The organism is Neisseria lactamica, assembly GCF_901482445.1.
GTDB classification, from domain to species: Bacteria; Pseudomonadota; Gammaproteobacteria; order Burkholderiales; family Neisseriaceae; genus Neisseria; species Neisseria lactamica.
Map to the genome: position 1 here is coordinate 1,618,918 of NZ_LR590477.1, position 16,403 is coordinate 1,635,320.

Consider the following 16,403-nt stretch of genomic DNA (forward strand, 5'->3'; position numbering starts at 1 on the left):
TTTATTTCCTTTTATTTCTTATCTGGCTCGGAAAACAATTCGAGCACGGGTTAAATCATAAGGGGTTAATTCAACTGTTACCTTATCACCTGGAGAAATACGGATATAATGCATCCGCATTTTCCCAGAAATATGACCCAATACAACATGCTCATTCTCAAGTTTTACCTTGAATGTTGCATTAGGTAAAGTCTCAAGAATCTCACCCTGCATTTGGATAATATCTTCTTTCGCCATAAGTCTATTTCCGAGACAATAATTTCATTTCCGAACGAATCATCAGCTTATCATATTGCTGAGTCAGCCTGTACGAATTTATCTGCGTACTAAAATCCATCGTTACAACAACTAGAATAAGCAAAGAAGTGCCACCCAAATAAAACGGTACGTTTAGAACCGTAGTCAGGAACTCCGGAATCAGACAAATAATCGTGATATACAGAGCCCCAAAAAGTGTTAGGTGCAATACAACCTTTTCTAAATATCTAGAAGTTTGCTCACCAGGTCTGATTCCGGGAACAAAAGCACCGCTCTTCTTTAAATTCTCTGCCATTTCTTTAGGACTAAAAACTAAAGCTGTATAAAAATAGCAAAAGAAGATAACTGTTGCCGCGAATAAAACCATATACAATGATTGGCCGTGTTGTAACAACCCGACTATTTTATACAAAATACTATTTGTATCAGTCGACCCAAACCAACCTAAAAGAGTAGAAGGAAATAGGATAATACTGGAAGCAAAAATAGGAGGAATCACGCCGGCCATATTCAATTTGAAAGGCATATGCGTATTGTGATTTCCCAATCCACTATTAAACTGACGCTTTGCATAATGAATGGGAATCTTACGTTGCGCACTTTCAAAATATACAACCAAGTAAATTAATAACAGAACCCCGAATACGATAAGCAATGCCATTAAAATACTCATAGTTCCTTGATTCACAAAAGCAACCAGCCTTGTAATACCCGATGGGATTCCTGAAGCAATCCCAGCCGTGATAATCAAAGAAATCCCGTTTCCAATACCCCTCTCGGTAATCTGTTCTCCAAGCCACATAAGAAACATCGTTCCCGTCACTAAAGAAACTACTGTGGAAACATAAAATTCAAATGAGCTTGTTACAACAATCCCTCGCTGGAATACAAAAGACGCGACACCTAGACTCTGCAATATTGCTAATAACACAGTGCCGTACCTGGTATATTTCGTAATGAGCTTCCTACCGGCTTCTCCTTCTTTCTTTAACGCCTTCAACGAAGGTAAGATTTCCGAAGCGAGCTGCACGATAATAGATGCCGAAATATATGGCATAATTCCTATTGCAAATATACTAAAGCGCTCTAACGACCCACCAGAAAACATATTCAGCATTCCTAAGATGCCGCCTCCAGCGCTCTCGTATAACTTAGCTAAAGCAACAGCATCTACACCAGGTACCGGTATATGAGCACCAATACGGAAAACGACTAAAGCTCCCAATAGAAACACTAGACGTTTTTTCAGATCTCCAAATTTGGACAATCCTGATAAAGATTGTTGATTAGCCACTGTAGTGCAAGCCTTATTCGTCTACTTTGCCACCGGCAGCTTCAATCGCAGCTTTAGCACCTTTAGTAGCTTTTACGCCTTTCAAGGTAACTGCTTTTGAGATTTCACCAGAAGCAATAACTTTCACATTAGAAGCAACCGCAGGAATCAGACCGGCTTGTTTAAGAACCAAGACATCAATTTCGTTTACAGCAATCAGATTCAACTCACTCAAACGAACTTCAGCATTAGCGGTAGCTGTTAAAGATTTGAAACCACGCTTAGGCAGGCGGCGTTGCAAAGGCATTTGACCGCCTTCAAAACCTACTTTATGGAAACCACCGGCGCGGCTTTTTTGACCTTTATGACCACGACCGCCTGTCTTACCCAAACCGCTACCAATACCACGGCCTACGCGACGACCAGCGTGAGTAGCACCCTCAGCAGGTTGAATAGTATTCAAAAACATATTAAGACTCCACTTTCAACAAGTAGCTGATTTTATTAATCATGCCACGGTTTTCAGGGGTATCTGAAACCTCCACAGTATGCTCACGGCGACGTAAACCCAAGCCGCGAGCACAAGCACGATGAGACTCAATTGTACCAATCAGGCTCTTAACCAATGTAACTTTAATCTTTTTTTGCTCAGTCATGATTAGCCCCCAAAATATCTTCTACTGTCAAACCGCGTTTAGCGGCAATATCAGCAGGGGTATATAGTTTAGACAAGCCGTCTAATGTAGCGCGTACAATATTGTAAGGATTAGTAGAACCATGAACCTTAGCAGAGATATTATGGATGCCCATAGCATCGAATACTAAACGCATTGGCCCACCTGCTTTCACACCGCTACCTTCTTTGGCAGGTTGCATAAATACTTTAGTAGCGCCATGACGACCAATAACTTCATGATGAATAGTACCATTTTTCAAAGGTACTTTAATCATGGAACGTCTGGCCTGATCCATTGCTTTCTGAACAGCAACCGGCACTTCTTTTGATTTACCTTTGCCCATACCGATGCGACCATCGCCATCACCAACAACTGTCAGCGCAGAGAAAGCCATGATACGGCCGCCCTTAACTACTTTAGTCACACGATTAACTGCGACCATTTTCTCAATCAGGCCGTCACCGCGTTCTTCAATTTCATGTTTTGCCATCTGAAAGTCTCCAAAGATTAGAAGCTTAAACCATTTTCACGTGCAGCTTCAGCCAAAGCTTTCACACGACCGTGATATTGGAAACCTGAACGGTCAAAAGCAACTTTTTCAACACCCGCTGCTTTAGCTTTTTCAGCAATACGTTTACCAACTACAGCTGCCGCTTCAACGTTGCTACCTGATTTCAGGCTACTACGCACTTCAGCTTCCAATGTAGAGGCTTGAGCCAATACTTTATCACCTTCAGCACTAATTACTTGGGCATAAATATGATTATTGCTGCGGAACACACATAATCTTACCATTTTCAAGTCCGCAATACGTGCACGGGTTTTACGTGCACGACGGAGTCGGGTTGTATGTTTATCCATTAGTGAACCTCAATTATTTTTTCTTGGCTTCTTTCATCACTACTACTTCACCTACATAACGAACACCTTTACCTTTATAAGGCTCAGGAGAACGGAATGCACGAATTTCAGCAGCGACTTGACCAACCACTTGTTTATCCGCACCAGTCAAAACGATTTCTGTTTGGCTGGGAGTTTGAACAGAAACACCCTCAGGCATTTCATATACGATGGGATGAGAGAAACCCAAAGACAAGTTCAAAACTTTGCCTTGAGCCTGGGCACGATAACCCACACCAATCAATTGAAGCTTTTTCTCAAAACCTTCAGAAACTCCCTTAACCATGTTATCAACCAATGCACGAGCAGTACCAGACATAGCATTAGCCTGTTTACTGTCATTTTTTGCAGCAAAAGTTAATTTACCATCGTTCAGTTCGATAGCGACATCGGAATGCAAAGGAAAAGACAATTCGCCGTTTTTACCCTTGATTACCAATGCATCTGTTCCGAATTTTACTTCTACACCAGCAGGAACAGTCACTGGTTTTTTTGCGACGCGTGACATTTACATTTCTCCACTAGGCTACGATGCACAATAACTCACCGCCCACACCCTCAGAACGAGCTTTGCGATCAGTCATGACACCTTTAGAAGTACTAACAATAGCGACACCCAAACCATTCATTACGCTGGGAATCTCACTTGATGCTTTGTAAATACGCAAACCCGGACGTGAAACACGTTTAATTTGCTCAATTACCGGACGGCCTGCATAGTATTTCAATTGAATTTCCAATACCGGTTTTGCATCAGCAGAAACCGCAAAATCCTCGATATAACCCTCTTCCTTCAGAACTTTTGCAATTGCACATTTTAATTTAGAGGAAGGCATAGCAACCGTTACTTTATCAGCACGTTGCGCATTGCGAATACGAGTCAACATATCGGAAATAGGATCATGCATACTCATTATTTATACTCCTATTACCAGCTAGCTTTAACAACACCGGGAATCTCGCCACGCATAGCGATTTCACGGATTTTAATACGACCCAAACCAAATTTACGGAAAGTGCCGCGAGGACGACCTGTCAAAGCACAACGACGGCGTTGACGCACAGGTGCCGCATTACGGGGAATGGATTGAAATTTCAAACGTGCTTCAAAACGTTCTTCTTCAGTCGCATTCGAATCATTAATAACGGCGAAAATTGCCTCACGTTTGGCTGCAAACTTTTTCGCCAATGCTTGACGTTTCAGCTCACGATTAATAAGTGCTTTCTTAGCCATGATTATCCTTTAAACGGAAACTTGAACAGTGACAACAAAGCTTTCGCTTCTTCATCAGTTTTTGCAGTGGTTGTAATAGTAATATTCAAACCACGCAAAGCATCAATTTTATCGTATTCAATTTCCGGAAAAATAATTTGCTCACGAACGCCCATATTGTAATTGCCACGGCCATCAAATGATTTACCGCTTACACCACGGAAGTCGCGTACGCGAGGTAATGCAATAGTAATCAAACGATCTAAGAATTCAAACATTTGATCACGACGCAATGTTACTTTGCAACCAACCGGATAGTTATCACGGATTTTAAAACCTGCGATAGATTTACGGGCGACAGTAACAACCGGCTTCTGACCGGCAATTTTCTCTAAATCGGAAACAGCATGTTCCATAACCTTTTTATCGGCAACAGCTTCACCCACACCCATATTCAAGGTGATTTTTTCAATACGCGGGACTTCCATTACTGACTTGTAGCCGAATTGTTTAACCAATTCGGGAACAACTGCCTCTTTATAAAACTCTCTCAACCGAGCCATGTTATCTCCTTATGCCCCAATGATAGAGCCATTTGATTTGAAGAAACGAACGCGTTTAACTTTGCCTTCATTTTCAATCAGCTTAATACCGACACGGTCCGCTTTCTTAGTTTCCGGATTCAGGATTGCAATATTAGAAATATCCAAAGGCATTTCTTTGGCAATAATGCCACCCTCAATACCACGCATTGGATTAGGTTTTTGATGGCGTTTTACAATATTAACGCCCTCAACAACAACTTTATCACCCAACACTCGAACTACCTGACCATGTTTACCTTTGTCTTTACCGGTAATTACTACAACCCGATCGCCTTTAATGATTTTATTCATCGCGCTATTCCTTATAATACTTCAGGCGCCAATGAAACGATTTTCATAAATCGCTCAGTACGCAATTCACGGGTTACCGGACCAAAAATACGAGTACCCAAAGGTTCAAGTTTATTATTCAGCAACACAGCGGCATTGTTATCGAATTTGATTAACGCACCATCAGGACGACGCACGCCCTTAGCAGTACGAACAACTACCGCATTGTATACATCGCCTTTTTTGACACGGCCACGCGGGGCTGCATCTTTAACTGCCACTTTAATAATATCGCCAACAGAAGCGTAGCGACGCTTAGATCCGCCCAATACCTTGATGCACATTACGCGACGCGCACCAGAGTTATCAGCCACATCTAAGATGGTCTGCATTTGAATCATTTTAACACCTTTAAATTGACCAACTTAATTTACCATTTTCACATAACTTGCACCTTACTTTAAGCTGCTCATTAAATGAAACCATCACGGTTCTAGCAAACCAGTCTTGGATCCCGAAGGGAGAGAAACTTCCATAAGAAGCTGGAAGATAAGAAACGAAGTTTACACGCAAATCAACTTTGCTGCAAGACTTCGTTTCTTGATTAAGCCGCATGACTGTATTTTAAATCAAACAGTACGTGCTTTCTCAACCAATTCTTTTACAACCCAAGACTTGGTTTTTGACAAAGGACGAGATTCCGCAATTACCACTACATCACCAATCCCATATTGATTATTTTCATCATGGGCATGAATTTTAGTGGATAACCGGATAATTTTACCGTACAGAGGGTGTTTAACTTTACGTTCAACCAATACCGTAACGGTTTTGTCCATCTTGTCGCTTACCACTTTGCCTTGCAAAGTACGAACATTTTTATTTTCGCTCATTACTTAGCACCTTTTTCAGTTAAAATGGTTTTAATACGAGCAATATCGCGACGTACACGTTTTAATTCGCTTGGTTTACCCAATTGACCGGTGGCATTTTGCATACGTAAGCCAAATTGAGCTTTCAACAAGTCCAACAAATCTGCATTTAATTGCTCAATAGATTTGTCTTTCAATTCATTTGCTTTCATTATTGACCTACCTGTCTTACTACAAAGGTCGTAGGAATGGGCAATTTGGCGGCAGCCAATTCAAATGCCTCACGAGCCAAAGCCTCCGGAACACCGTCCATTTCATACAACACTTTGCCTGGTTTGATTTCGGCAATGTAATATTCCACGTTACCTTTACCGCCACCCATACGAACTTGGATAGGTTTTTCAGTAATTGGTTTATCGGGGAATACACGAATCCAAATACGACCACCACGTTTAATATGGCGGGTCATTGTACGACGAGCAGCTTCGATTTGGCGGGCAGTCAAACGGCCACGACCAACGGCTTTCAAACCGAACTCACCGAAACTTACTTTGTTACCGCGGGTAGCAATGCCGGTATTGCGGCCTTTTTGTTGCTTGCGGTATTTCAGTCTAGTTGGCTGCAGCATTACGTCCACCTGCCTTTCTTTGTTTCTTTTCATGCTCAGGTTTAGCTGAAGCCTTTACATTTCCTTCAGTATAAACCCAAACCTTCAGACCCAGCACGCCATAAGTAGTATGGGCTTCGCTAGTCGCATAATCTACATTTGCACGTAAAGTATGCAGCGGTACACGACCTTCACGATACCATTCGCTACGGGCAATATCCGCACCATTCAGACGGCCTGAAGTCATAATCTTGATGCCTTTTGCCCCTGAGCGCATAGCATTTTGCATTGCGCGCTTCATAGCACGACGAAATTGAACGCGTTTTTCCAATTGCTGGGCAATACCATCGGCAATAATTTGCGCATCCAATTCAGGTTTACGGATTTCTTCGATATTCACATGAACAGGCACACCCATCAAGGCTTGCAAATCACGTTTCAGAACTTCGATATCCTCACCTTTTTTACCAATTACTACGCCTGGACGGGCAGAGTGAATGGTAATACGTGCAGATTTTGCAGGACGTTCAATAACTACGCGACCAACAGAAGCATTCGCCAATTTTTTACGCAGGTAGTTACGAACATCAATATCTTGTTTCAAAACAGCAGAAAAGTCGGTGCTTTTAGCAAACCATTTTGAAGCCCAGTCTTTAGTTACCGCCAGGCGAAAGCCTGTAGGGTTAATCTTTTGTCCCATAGCTTTTCCTTAGTTGCCCACTGTCACATTGATATGACAAGTTTGTTTTTCAATGCGGTTACCGCGACCTTTGGCACGAGCTTGGAAACGTTTCAAGCTTGGACCTTTGTCAACAAAGATAGTTACCACTTTCAACTCATCAATGTCGGCACCGTTATTGTGCTCGGCATTAGCAATAGCCGACTCCAATACTTTTTTAATCAGCTCGGCACCTTTTTTAGGACTGAAAGCCAGAATATTCAAAGCTTGGGCAACGTCTTTACCACGAATCAAATCAGCTACCAAACGAGCCTTTTGAGCAGAGATACGGGCATTTTTATGTTGTGCATTTACTCTCATGATTCACCTTATTTCTTTTTAGCCTTTTTATCAGCCAAGTGGCCTTTAAAGGTACGGGTCAATGAGAATTCGCCTAATTTATGACCAACCATGTTATCACTGACAAACACGGGCACATGGGTACGGCCGTTGTGTACAGCAATGGTCAGACCGATAAAATCAGGCAGAATGGTAGAACGACGAGACCAAGTTTTAATCGGGCGCTTGTCGTTGCTTGCACGAGCAGCATCTACTTTTTTCAGCAAATGCAGGTCTACATATGGGCCTTTTTTCAATGAACGAGCCATACTAATTAACCTTTATTTGAGTAACGACGACGAACAATCATGTTATCCGTGCGTTTGTTATTACGAGTGCGGTAGCCTTTAGCAGGAGTACCCCATGGGCTAACAGGTTCGCGAGCTTCACCAGTACGACCTTCACCACCACCATGCGGGTGATCGACAGGGTTCATGACAACACCACGAACGGTCGGACGAATACCGCGCCAACGATTGGCACCGGCTTTACCGATTTTCTTCAGGCTTTGCTCTTCATTACCGACTTCACCGATGGTTGCACGGCAATCTACGTTGATTTTACGGACTTCGCCAGAACGCAGACGGACTTGAGCGTATGCGCCTTCTTTAGCCAGCAATACCGCAGAAGCACCGGCAGAACGTGCAATTTGTGCACCTTTACCAGGCTTCATTTCAATACAGTGGATAGTCGTACCAACCGGAATGTTGCGGATCGGCAGGGTGTTACCTACTTTGATGGCAGCTTCAGCACCGGAAACTAATACAGCACCTGCTTGAATACCGCGAGGAGCGATGATGTAGCGACGTTCGCCGTCTGCATAGCACAACAGTGCAATAAAGGCAGTACGGTTAGGATCGTATTCGATACGCTCTACTTTGGCAGGAATACCGTCTTTGTTACGTTTAAAGTCTACAACACGGTAATGGTGTTTATGACCGCCGCCTTTATGACGAGTGGTGATATGACCATTATGGTTACGACCAGCAGTAGAATTTTTCTTTTCGAGCAAAGGTGCATAAGGCGCACCTTTGTGCAAACCTTCTGTTACCACGCGAACCATGCCGCGACGGCCTGCAGAGGTCGGCTTCATTTTAACGATTGCCATTTTGTTTATTCCTTATCTGCAGCTGCAGCAGCGGCTTCCAAATCCAACTCTTGACCGGCAGCCAAGCTTACATAAGCTTTTTTAACATCACTGCGGCGACCCAAAGTACGACCAAAACGCTTAGTTTTGCCTTTAGCGGTAACGGTAGTTACAGAAGTAACTTGAACACCGAACAGCAGCTCGACAGCAGCTTTGATTTCAGGCTTGGTTGCATTTGCCAAAACTTTAAACGTCATTTGGTTGCGTTTTTCAGCCAATACGTTGCTTTTTTCAGAAACGACAGGTGCCAAGATTACTTGAGTCAAACGTTGTTGATTCATACCCATTGCTCCTCTAATTGTGCAACTGCATCTTTAGTGATAACGACTTTTTTGTAACGCAGCAAGCTGTAAGGATCAACTTGTTGGGCTTCCAAAACCAACACGTTTGGCAAGTTGCGTGAAGCCAAGTAAACATTCTCGTCGAGCTGTTTGGTTACAAACAACACTTGCTCCAGACCCAAATTTTTCACTTGTTCGGCAAAAACTTTGGTTTTAGGAGTTTCAGCAGTCAACGCCTCAATCGCAAACAAACGCTCGTCACGAGCCAATTGGGACAGAATAGTCGCCATACCGGCACGGTACATTTTACGGTTTACTTTTTGAGTGAAGTTTTCGTCAGGTTTGTTCGGGAACGCGCGACCGCCTTTACGCCACAGCGGAGAAGAAGTCATACCGGAACGGGCGCGGCCGGTACCTTTTTGACGCCATGGTTTTTTGGTCGAGTGTTTTACTTCGGCACGGGTTTTTTGAGCACGGTTGCCAGAGCGGGCGTTTGCCAAGTAGGCATTTACCAGCTGATGAACCAACGCTTCATTGTATTCGCGGGCGAACAAAGCATCAGAAACAGACAGGCTGCCTGAAACTTGTCCTTTAGCGTCAATTACTTTCAATTCCATTACGCACCTACTTTCACGCTGGGACGAACTACAATATTACTATTGACCGCACCCGGAACAGCACCCTTAACCAACAGCAGTTGGCGTTCTGCATCAACACGGACAACTTCCAATTTTTGAACAGTTGCTTTGGTGTTGCCGTATTGGCCGGCCATGCGCTTACCGGGGAACACGCGACCCGGGTCTTGCGCCATACCGATAGAGCCTGGAACACGGTGAGAACGGGAGTTACCGTGGGAAGTACGTTGGGCGCCGAAGTTATGACGTTTGATTGTACCGGAGAAACCTTTACCTTTAGAGGTACCGGTTACATCGACCAGCTGACCGACTTCAAACATAGAAACGGTGATTTCGTCACCGGCTTTCAATTCAGCTAATTTTTCTTCAGTCAAAGCAAACTCAATCAAACCGCGACCGGCTTCAACACCTGCTTTTGCAAAGTGTCCGGCTTCGGCTTTGTTGACACGATTGGCTTTTTTCTGACCAAAGGTAACTTGAACGGCGGTATAACCGTCAGTATCTTTGGATTTTACTTGTGTAACGCGGTTGGCAGACATATCCAAAACGGTTACCGGAACAGAAACACCCTGTTCGTCGAACACGCGGGTCATACCAACTTTGCGTCCAACCAGACCTAAAGTCATGATTATTTTCCTTTTAAAGTAAAGGGACAGGCTACGATTGGCCTGTCTTTCGGACAAAGTTAAACTTAGCACAAATGTACCAAGCTCGGCATTATATCCGACAAGTCAAAGAAATATCAACAGAAATATCAGAAATATCTTCAATATGCCGTCTGAAGCGTTTTGAATCTTCAGACGGCATAGGGTCGGACTCTTTCAAAAGGCCTGTATCCAATCATCACAGCGTATGCATCTTTCTTCGACAAACCGGAATATGGTTGATGACTGCATCCATTATTTCTTTGAGATGGTAGTTTTCGTATGCCGAATAGTAAACGGGTTTGGAAATCTGCAAACCTGTCGCTTCCAGAAGCCTTTTTTGTACCGATTCGGCCTTTTCGTCTAGAAACTGTTGCAAATTCGGCAGTGGCTGATGCAGCACCCTATCCCAATAACGTCCTTTCATCGCCATATCCGCCTGATTGATTGCAACAATAACCCTATCCGGATCAATCATTTTAAGGATAACGTCCCTCAATAAATCATAAGCCGTACCCAAATCGCGGGAGCTGCCGTCAAGGATAACGAACACCAAATCTATCCAGCCCCACTGCCCATCCGAATGAGTGTAGGTTTTGGACAGGACATCAATCAGTTTTTGCCGATGTGTGCGGTCAGCCTCCTTCCCGTCGCCCAAACCTGCGCTGTCCCAAAACCGCAACACATCGTTCAGCATATAGCTTTCGACCAATTGCGTTTCGGGATCCACGCCTGTGCCTACCTTGGCTTTTTGTTCGCCAAACAAGGCATTTAAGGTTGAGGACTTGCCGACACCTGTCGCACCGACAAGCAAGACATCCAGAGGATGGAAACCGGCTGCTGTGACTTTTTGCCCGATTTCAGAAATACGGTAACGATGCATATGCGCTCCTACCAGCCAAACCAAGGGGCAATCGTGCTAATCCCCCTTCCAATCGTTTCTCCAATCGCTTTTGCAGCGCCGCCGATCAGCGTCCCGACACTGCTCGCTATCGTTGAAACAACATCTTTAACCACGCCTCCCGCAGCCCCCAATATTTTCTCCAGCGCACTGCCGATACTGCTGTCGATTTCTTGCCGCTCCTCCTGTTTGCGGCGGCTGGTATCTCGCTCGATTTCTTCCACATTAATCTTCTCTGCCACAATCACCCGTTTTTCAGACGGCATAGCCGTAATGATGTAACGCAACAGGCGGGTTATGTTATAGGGACGCTGCTCCTCATCCTCACTCTTAAAGCCCGCTGAAAAATAAATCGGGTTGACCGTAACGCCGGTAGCTTCCTGAATGCGCTTACGTGTCGAACACACTTTCTCCTCCAAAAAGTTTTCCAAGGCGGCGTTCGGACGGCCGGCTTCCGCATCCCAATTCCGCCCTTTCATCGCCATATCGCACTGATTAATCGCAACCAGCAACCGGTCTGTACGGCCTTCCCCGCTCTTCTTCAATGTATTGATGATTACATTGTTAATCAGTTCGTATGATGTCCCCAAGTCTCTGGAGCCGCCGTCAAGCAGCACCAAAACCAAGTCGATGACGGCATTGCCGTTACTGTCTTTCTCCAGCAGCTTATTGATGATATTGCGCCAGTGCCGTTGATCTGCCTCCTCTCCGTCGCCCAAACCCGGACTATCCCAAATCGTCATATTCTCCAATTCATATTTGGCAATATCCATAGTTTCAGGATCTACGCCCACGCCTACTTTTGCGACTTCCTTTACCGCCCCATCACTCTTTCCCGTTGCCTGATCTATGCTGAACAAGGCATTGATGGTGGATGATTTGCCGCAACCGGTGGCTCCGGTAATCAAAATATTGACGTGCGTATCCTGCAAGATATTAACCGCCCGCTCCAAATCATGCCGTTCTTCCGAATTCAATTCTTTGTTGTTTAAAATATCTTTAAAGACATTAAGTAGGCTCATCATCTTTCCTTTATTTACTTGAGAATAAAACATCATCCATCCTTAGAATCAGATGGATGCTTCTGCCCAAACCAAGCCTGATTCTACCTTTCTTCGGGGGGGGGCAAGCCTTCGGAAAGCTATGGATAAAAAATATCCTGTTTTGTTCACTAAAAAATGCCGTCTGAAAATTCTTGAAGCACAAAATAAGCCGATTTCACCGACCGCACTGTTTTTTGATTTTGTTGTTTTATCTTGAATCTGTTTGCCGCCGCATATTTTCAGACGGCATAACATAAAAAATCCCCAAGCATTGATTGCTTGGGGATTTTCGACAGTCCGAATTATTGGACTTTGATTTCTACATCAACACCGGCCGGCAAATCCAGCTTCATCAGCGCATCGGTAGTTTTATCGGTCCAATCCACGATGTCCATCAGGCGCAAGTGGGTGCGGATTTCCAATTGTTCACGGGAAGTTTTGTTCACGTGCGGAGAACGCAAAATGTTGAAACGCTCGATTTTGGTCGGCAAAGGAATCGGACCTTTTACAACGGCACCGGTGCGTTTTGCAGTTTCAACGATTTCTTGAGCAGAACGGTCAATCAAGGCGTAATCATAAGCTTTCAGGCGGATACGGATTTTTTGGTTTGCCATTTATCAATATCCCTCAATTAAGCAATTACAGAAGAAACCACGCCGGCACCCACGGTACGACCGCCTTCGCGAATCGCAAAGCGCAGGCCTTCTTCCATAGCGATAGGCGCAATCAGTTCTACAGTAATGGTTACGTTCTCACCGGGCATTACCATTTCCACGCCTTCTTCCAAAGTAACCGCGCCGGTTACGTCGGTGGTACGGAAGTAGAATTGCGGACGGTAGTTGGCGAAGAACGGAGTGTGACGACCGCCCTCTTCTTTGCTCAATACATACACTTCTGCTTTGAACTTGGTGTGCGGAGTGATGGTACCCGGTTTGGCTAATACCTGACCGCGTTCCACTTCTTCACGTTTGGTACCGCGCAGCAATACGCCTACGTTGTCGCCTGCCTGACCTTCGTCCAGCAGTTTGCGGAACATCTCGACACCGGTACAGGTGGTTTTTTGGGTTTCTTTCAGACCGACGATTTCGATCTCGTCGCCAACGTGGATGACACCGCGCTCTACACGGCCGGTTACTACCGTACCGCGGCCGGAGATGGAGAATACGTCTTCGATAGGCAGCAGGAACGGTTTGTCCACGGCACGCTCGGGAGTCGGGATGTAGCTGTCCAATGCGGCAGCCAGTTCGAAGATTTTTTCTTCGTAAGCGGCATCGCCTTCCAAAGCTTTCAGTGCGGAACCTTGTACGATTGGGCAGTCGTCGCCTGGGAAGTCGTAGCTTGACAGCAGGTCGCGGATTTCCATTTCAACCAGTTCCAACAGCTCGGCATCGTCGACCATATCGCATTTGTTCATGAATACGATGATGTAAGGTACACCTACTTGGCGGGCCAACAGAATGTGTTCGCGGGTTTGCGGCATAGGGCCGTCGGCGGCGGAACATACCAAGATTGCGCCGTCCATTTGTGCGGCACCGGTAATCATGTTTTTAACGTAGTCGGCGTGACCCGGGCAGTCTACGTGTGCGTAGTGGCGGGTTTCGGTTTCGTATTCTACGTGTGAGGTATTGATGGTAATACCGCGGGCTTTTTCTTCGGGGGCGTTGTCGATTTGGTCGTAAGCTTTTGCAGCACCGCCGAATTTTTTAGCCAAAATAGTAGTCAAAGCAGCAGTCAGGGTGGTTTTACCATGGTCAACGTGACCGATGGTGCCAACGTTTACGTGCGGTTTGCTACGTTCGAATTTTTCCTTAGCCATGAGCTAATTCCTTTACATATAAAGATCGATTAAAGAACAGAGGCCGTCTGAAAAATCATTTCAGCCTTTCAGACGGCCTATTTGCCTGATTAGCCTTTACGGGCTTCAGTTACAGCAGCAGCTATGTGGGCAGGAGCTTCAGCGTATTTTTTGAACTCCATAGAGTAAGTAGCGCGGCCTTGGGTTGCAGAACGCAGGTCGGTAGAATAACCGAACATTTCTGCCAAAGGTACTTCGGCACGGACTTTTTTACCGCCGATACCGTCATCATCCATACCCAATACAACACCGCGACGACGGTTCAAGTCGCCCATTACGTCACCCATGTATTCTTCAGGGGTTTCCACTTCAACTGCCATAATCGGCTCAAGCAGGGCAGGATTGGCTTTACGCATACCTTCTTTGAAGGCTTGGGAAGCAGCCAATTCGAAGGCCAGTTGAGAAGAGTCGACATCGTGTGAGGAACCGAAGATCAAACGTACGCGTACGTCCACTACAGGGTAGCCTGCAACGATACCGTTAGGCAGGGTGTCACGGATACCTTTATCGACAGACGGAATGAATTCGCGAGGAATCACACCGCCTTTAATTTCATCGATAAATTCGTAGCCTGCACCACCCGGTTCCATAGGTTCCATTTTGATCACAACGTGACCGTATTGACCTTTACCGCCGGATTGTTTGGCGTGTTTGTATTCGGCTTCGACTTCTTTGCGGATGGTTTCACGGTAAGCCACTTGGGGTGCGCCGATATTCGCTTCCACACCGAATTCGCGTTTCATACGGTCAACAATAATTTCCAGGTGCAGCTCGCCCATACCCGAAATAATGGTTTGACCGGACTCTTCGTCTGTACGGACACGGAAAGAAGGATCTTCTTTAGCCAGGCGGTTCAGGGCAATACCCATTTTCTCTTGGTCGGCTTTGGTTTTCGGCTCAACGGCAATATGGATTACCGGCTCGGGGAATTCCATGCGTTCCAAGATAATCGGTGCATTTTCTGCACACAAAGTTTCACCGGTAGTAACGTCTTTCAGACCGATAGCGGCTGCGATGTCGCCGGCGCGTACTTCTTCAATTTCAGTACGGTCCGCAGCAGTCATTTGTACCAAACGGCCGATACGTTCGCGAGTGCCTTTTACGGAGTTCAATACGGTATCGCCGGATTTTACTACGCCTGAGTAAACGCGGATAAAGGTCAGCTGACCGACGTATTTGTCGTTCAACATTTTGAATGCCAATGCAGAGAATTTCTCTTCATCGCTGGCTTGACGGCTGTCGGCTTCTTCAGTGTTAGGATTAACACCTTGAACCGGAGGAATATCGGTAGGGGCTGGCAGCAATTCTACAACTGCGTCCAACATACGTTGAACACCTTTGTTTTTAAATGCAGAACCACACAGCATAGGTTGGATTTCGCCTGCCAGAGTACGTTGACGCAATGCACCTACGATTTCTTCCTCGGTCAGCTCATCTCCACCCAAGTATTTATCCATCAATTCTTCGCTGGCTTCTGCTGCGGCTTCAATCATGTTTTGACGCCATTCCTCGGCAGTTTCAACCAATTCGGCAGGAATGTCGCCATAGGTAAAGGTTGTACCTTTATCGGCCTCATTCCAAATGATGGATTTCATTTTCAACAGATCGACAACGCCGGTGAAACTGTCTTCCGCACCCACCGGAATCACGATAGGCACAGGGTTTGCGCGCAAACGGGTTTTCATTTGCTCGACAACGCGGAAGAAGTTGGCACCTTGACGGTCCATTTTGTTTACAAATGCCAAGCGCGGCACTTGGTATTTGTTGGCTTGCCGCCATACGGTTTCGGATTGAGGTTGAACACCACCCACCGCGCAGTAAACCATTACCGCACCATCCAATACACGCATAGAACGCTCTACCTCTACGGTAAAGTCAACGTGTCCCGGGGTGTCGATGATGTTGAAGCGGTGTTCTGGGAATTGTTTCGCCATACCGGACCAGTAGGAAGTAACGGCAGCGGAGGTAATGGTAATACCACGCTCTTGCTCTTGTTCCATGTAGTCGGTAGTAGCCGCGCCATCATGCACTTCGCCCAGCTTGTGGGTCAAACCGGTATAGAACAAAATACGTTCTGTCGTCGTGGTTTTACCCGCATCGATATGGGCGGAAATACCGATGTTGCGGTACAGGCTGATCGGGGTCTTACGAGCCATTTTGTTAGC

General features: G+C 45.5%; 28 protein-coding genes. 1 reads left to right on the top strand and 27 read right to left on the bottom strand.

Annotation, left to right across the window (positions count from 1 at the left end; translation table 11 throughout):
• Positions 1-18 precede the first annotated feature (18 nt).
• From infA to FGL10_RS08845, 24 genes are all read right to left on the bottom strand, one after another.
• Positions 19-237: a translation initiation factor IF-1 gene (gene infA / locus FGL10_RS08725; RefSeq protein WP_003707159.1), complete on the bottom strand. Its 219-nt coding sequence runs from the start codon at positions 235-237 to the stop codon at positions 19-21.
• A 4-nt stretch (positions 238-241) separates the two neighbouring features.
• The gene (gene secY, locus FGL10_RS08730) at positions 242-1,552 is read right to left on the bottom strand and encodes a preprotein translocase subunit SecY (protein ID WP_036469113.1); all 1,311 of its coding nucleotides are present in this window, start codon (positions 1,550-1,552) and stop codon (positions 242-244) included.
• Positions 1,553-1,565: 13 nt separating this feature from the next.
• Entirely contained in the window at positions 1,566-2,000 is a 435-nt protein-coding gene (gene rplO / locus FGL10_RS08735; RefSeq protein ID WP_003707156.1) for a 50S ribosomal protein L15, read from the bottom strand.
• 1 nt (position 2,001) lies between these two features.
• Complete coding sequence (rpmD, locus tag FGL10_RS08740) at positions 2,002-2,187, bottom strand: 50S ribosomal protein L30 (protein ID WP_003713268.1); 186 nt, start codon at positions 2,185-2,187, stop codon at positions 2,002-2,004.
• Positions 2,180-2,698 (bottom strand): 30S ribosomal protein S5, encoded by a 519-nt coding sequence (gene rpsE, locus FGL10_RS08745; RefSeq protein ID WP_003684704.1) that lies wholly within the window; start codon positions 2,696-2,698, stop codon positions 2,180-2,182. The genes rpmD and rpsE overlap by 8 nt, the downstream gene beginning before the upstream one ends.
• A 17-nt stretch (positions 2,699-2,715) precedes the next feature.
• Positions 2,716-3,069, bottom strand: a complete 354-nt coding sequence (rplR, locus tag FGL10_RS08750) for a 50S ribosomal protein L18 (protein WP_003684709.1) — start codon at positions 3,067-3,069, stop codon at positions 2,716-2,718.
• Positions 3,070-3,082: 13 nt separating this feature from the next.
• Positions 3,083-3,616, bottom strand: a complete 534-nt coding sequence (gene rplF, locus FGL10_RS08755; protein WP_003707154.1) for a 50S ribosomal protein L6 — start codon at positions 3,614-3,616, stop codon at positions 3,083-3,085.
• A gap of 13 nt (positions 3,617-3,629) precedes the next feature.
• Positions 3,630-4,022, bottom strand: coding sequence for a 30S ribosomal protein S8 (gene rpsH, locus FGL10_RS08760; protein WP_003707153.1), 393 nt, complete (start codon positions 4,020-4,022; stop codon positions 3,630-3,632).
• A gap of 14 nt (positions 4,023-4,036) precedes the next feature.
• Positions 4,037-4,342 (bottom strand): 30S ribosomal protein S14, encoded by a 306-nt coding sequence (gene rpsN / locus FGL10_RS08765; RefSeq protein WP_003707151.1) that lies wholly within the window; start codon positions 4,340-4,342, stop codon positions 4,037-4,039.
• Positions 4,343-4,344: 2 nt separating this feature from the next.
• Positions 4,345-4,884, bottom strand: coding sequence for a 50S ribosomal protein L5 (gene rplE / locus FGL10_RS08770; protein ID WP_003707149.1), 540 nt, complete (start codon positions 4,882-4,884; stop codon positions 4,345-4,347).
• A gap of 9 nt (positions 4,885-4,893) precedes the next feature.
• Complete coding sequence (gene rplX / locus FGL10_RS08775; RefSeq protein WP_003707147.1) at positions 4,894-5,217, bottom strand: 50S ribosomal protein L24; 324 nt, start codon at positions 5,215-5,217, stop codon at positions 4,894-4,896.
• Positions 5,218-5,228: 11 nt separating this feature from the next.
• A complete protein-coding gene (gene rplN / locus FGL10_RS08780) occupies positions 5,229-5,597 on the bottom strand; it encodes a 50S ribosomal protein L14 (protein WP_002215434.1) in 369 nt (122 codons plus the stop codon).
• Between the two features lie 228 nt (positions 5,598-5,825).
• A complete protein-coding gene (gene rpsQ, locus FGL10_RS08785) occupies positions 5,826-6,089 on the bottom strand; it encodes a 30S ribosomal protein S17 (protein WP_003707145.1) in 264 nt (87 codons plus the stop codon).
• Positions 6,089-6,280: a 50S ribosomal protein L29 gene (gene rpmC, locus FGL10_RS08790; protein ID WP_003675882.1), complete on the bottom strand. Its 192-nt coding sequence runs from the start codon at positions 6,278-6,280 to the stop codon at positions 6,089-6,091. Before rpmC ends, rpsQ begins: the two co-directional genes overlap by 1 nt.
• Entirely contained in the window at positions 6,280-6,696 is a 417-nt protein-coding gene (gene rplP, locus FGL10_RS08795) for a 50S ribosomal protein L16 (RefSeq protein WP_003675880.1), read from the bottom strand. The genes rpmC and rplP overlap by 1 nt, the downstream gene beginning before the upstream one ends.
• Positions 6,680-7,375 carry a 30S ribosomal protein S3 gene (rpsC, locus tag FGL10_RS08800; RefSeq protein ID WP_003707143.1) on the bottom strand — a complete coding sequence of 232 codons (696 nt, stop codon included), beginning with the start codon at positions 7,373-7,375 and terminating at the stop codon, positions 6,680-6,682. Before rpsC ends, rplP begins: the two co-directional genes overlap by 17 nt.
• A gap of 9 nt (positions 7,376-7,384) precedes the next feature.
• A complete protein-coding gene (rplV, locus tag FGL10_RS08805) occupies positions 7,385-7,714 on the bottom strand; it encodes a 50S ribosomal protein L22 (RefSeq protein ID WP_002215424.1) in 330 nt (109 codons plus the stop codon).
• An 8-nt stretch (positions 7,715-7,722) separates the two neighbouring features.
• Positions 7,723-8,001 (bottom strand): 30S ribosomal protein S19, encoded by a 279-nt coding sequence (rpsS, locus tag FGL10_RS08810; RefSeq protein ID WP_003707141.1) that lies wholly within the window; start codon positions 7,999-8,001, stop codon positions 7,723-7,725.
• 5 nt (positions 8,002-8,006) lie between these two features.
• A complete protein-coding gene (gene rplB, locus FGL10_RS08815) occupies positions 8,007-8,840 on the bottom strand; it encodes a 50S ribosomal protein L2 (RefSeq protein WP_003707139.1) in 834 nt (277 codons plus the stop codon).
• 5 nt (positions 8,841-8,845) lie between these two features.
• Positions 8,846-9,160, bottom strand: coding sequence for a 50S ribosomal protein L23 (rplW, locus tag FGL10_RS08820; RefSeq protein ID WP_171007434.1), 315 nt, complete (start codon positions 9,158-9,160; stop codon positions 8,846-8,848).
• The gene (gene rplD / locus FGL10_RS08825) at positions 9,157-9,777 is read right to left on the bottom strand and encodes a 50S ribosomal protein L4 (RefSeq protein WP_003707135.1); all 621 of its coding nucleotides are present in this window, start codon (positions 9,775-9,777) and stop codon (positions 9,157-9,159) included. The genes rplW and rplD overlap by 4 nt, the downstream gene beginning before the upstream one ends.
• Positions 9,777-10,421: a 50S ribosomal protein L3 gene (gene rplC, locus FGL10_RS08830; RefSeq protein WP_003707134.1), complete on the bottom strand. Its 645-nt coding sequence runs from the start codon at positions 10,419-10,421 to the stop codon at positions 9,777-9,779. Before rplC ends, rplD begins: the two co-directional genes overlap by 1 nt.
• A 217-nt stretch (positions 10,422-10,638) precedes the next feature.
• On the bottom strand, positions 10,639-11,322 hold the full coding sequence (locus tag FGL10_RS08840; protein ID WP_003707130.1) for a GTPase family protein: 684 nt from the start codon (positions 11,320-11,322) through the stop codon (positions 10,639-10,641).
• Between the two features lie 8 nt (positions 11,323-11,330).
• The gene (locus FGL10_RS08845; protein ID WP_171007435.1) at positions 11,331-12,395 is read right to left on the bottom strand and encodes a GTPase family protein; all 1,065 of its coding nucleotides are present in this window, start codon (positions 12,393-12,395) and stop codon (positions 11,331-11,333) included.
• A gap of 19 nt (positions 12,396-12,414) precedes the next feature.
• On the opposite strand from FGL10_RS08845, the gene FGL10_RS12135 reads away from it, so the two are divergent.
• Positions 12,415-12,600 (top strand): hypothetical protein, encoded by a 186-nt coding sequence (locus FGL10_RS12135; RefSeq protein WP_171007427.1) that lies wholly within the window; start codon positions 12,415-12,417, stop codon positions 12,598-12,600.
• Positions 12,601-12,685: 85 nt separating this feature from the next.
• Here the strand turns inward: FGL10_RS12135 and rpsJ are convergent, their stop codons facing one another.
• The 3 genes from rpsJ to fusA all read right to left on the bottom strand — a co-directional run bounded on the left by rpsJ (position 12,686) and on the right by fusA (position 16,394).
• Positions 12,686-12,997 (bottom strand): 30S ribosomal protein S10, encoded by a 312-nt coding sequence (rpsJ, locus tag FGL10_RS08850; RefSeq protein WP_002215394.1) that lies wholly within the window; start codon positions 12,995-12,997, stop codon positions 12,686-12,688.
• Between the two features lie 17 nt (positions 12,998-13,014).
• Complete coding sequence (tuf, locus tag FGL10_RS08855; protein ID WP_036475232.1) at positions 13,015-14,199, bottom strand: elongation factor Tu; 1,185 nt, start codon at positions 14,197-14,199, stop codon at positions 13,015-13,017.
• 89 nt (positions 14,200-14,288) lie between these two features.
• Positions 14,289-16,394, bottom strand: a complete 2,106-nt coding sequence (gene fusA, locus FGL10_RS08860) for an elongation factor G (protein WP_003711150.1) — start codon at positions 16,392-16,394, stop codon at positions 14,289-14,291.
• Positions 16,395-16,403: the final 9 nt, after the last annotated feature.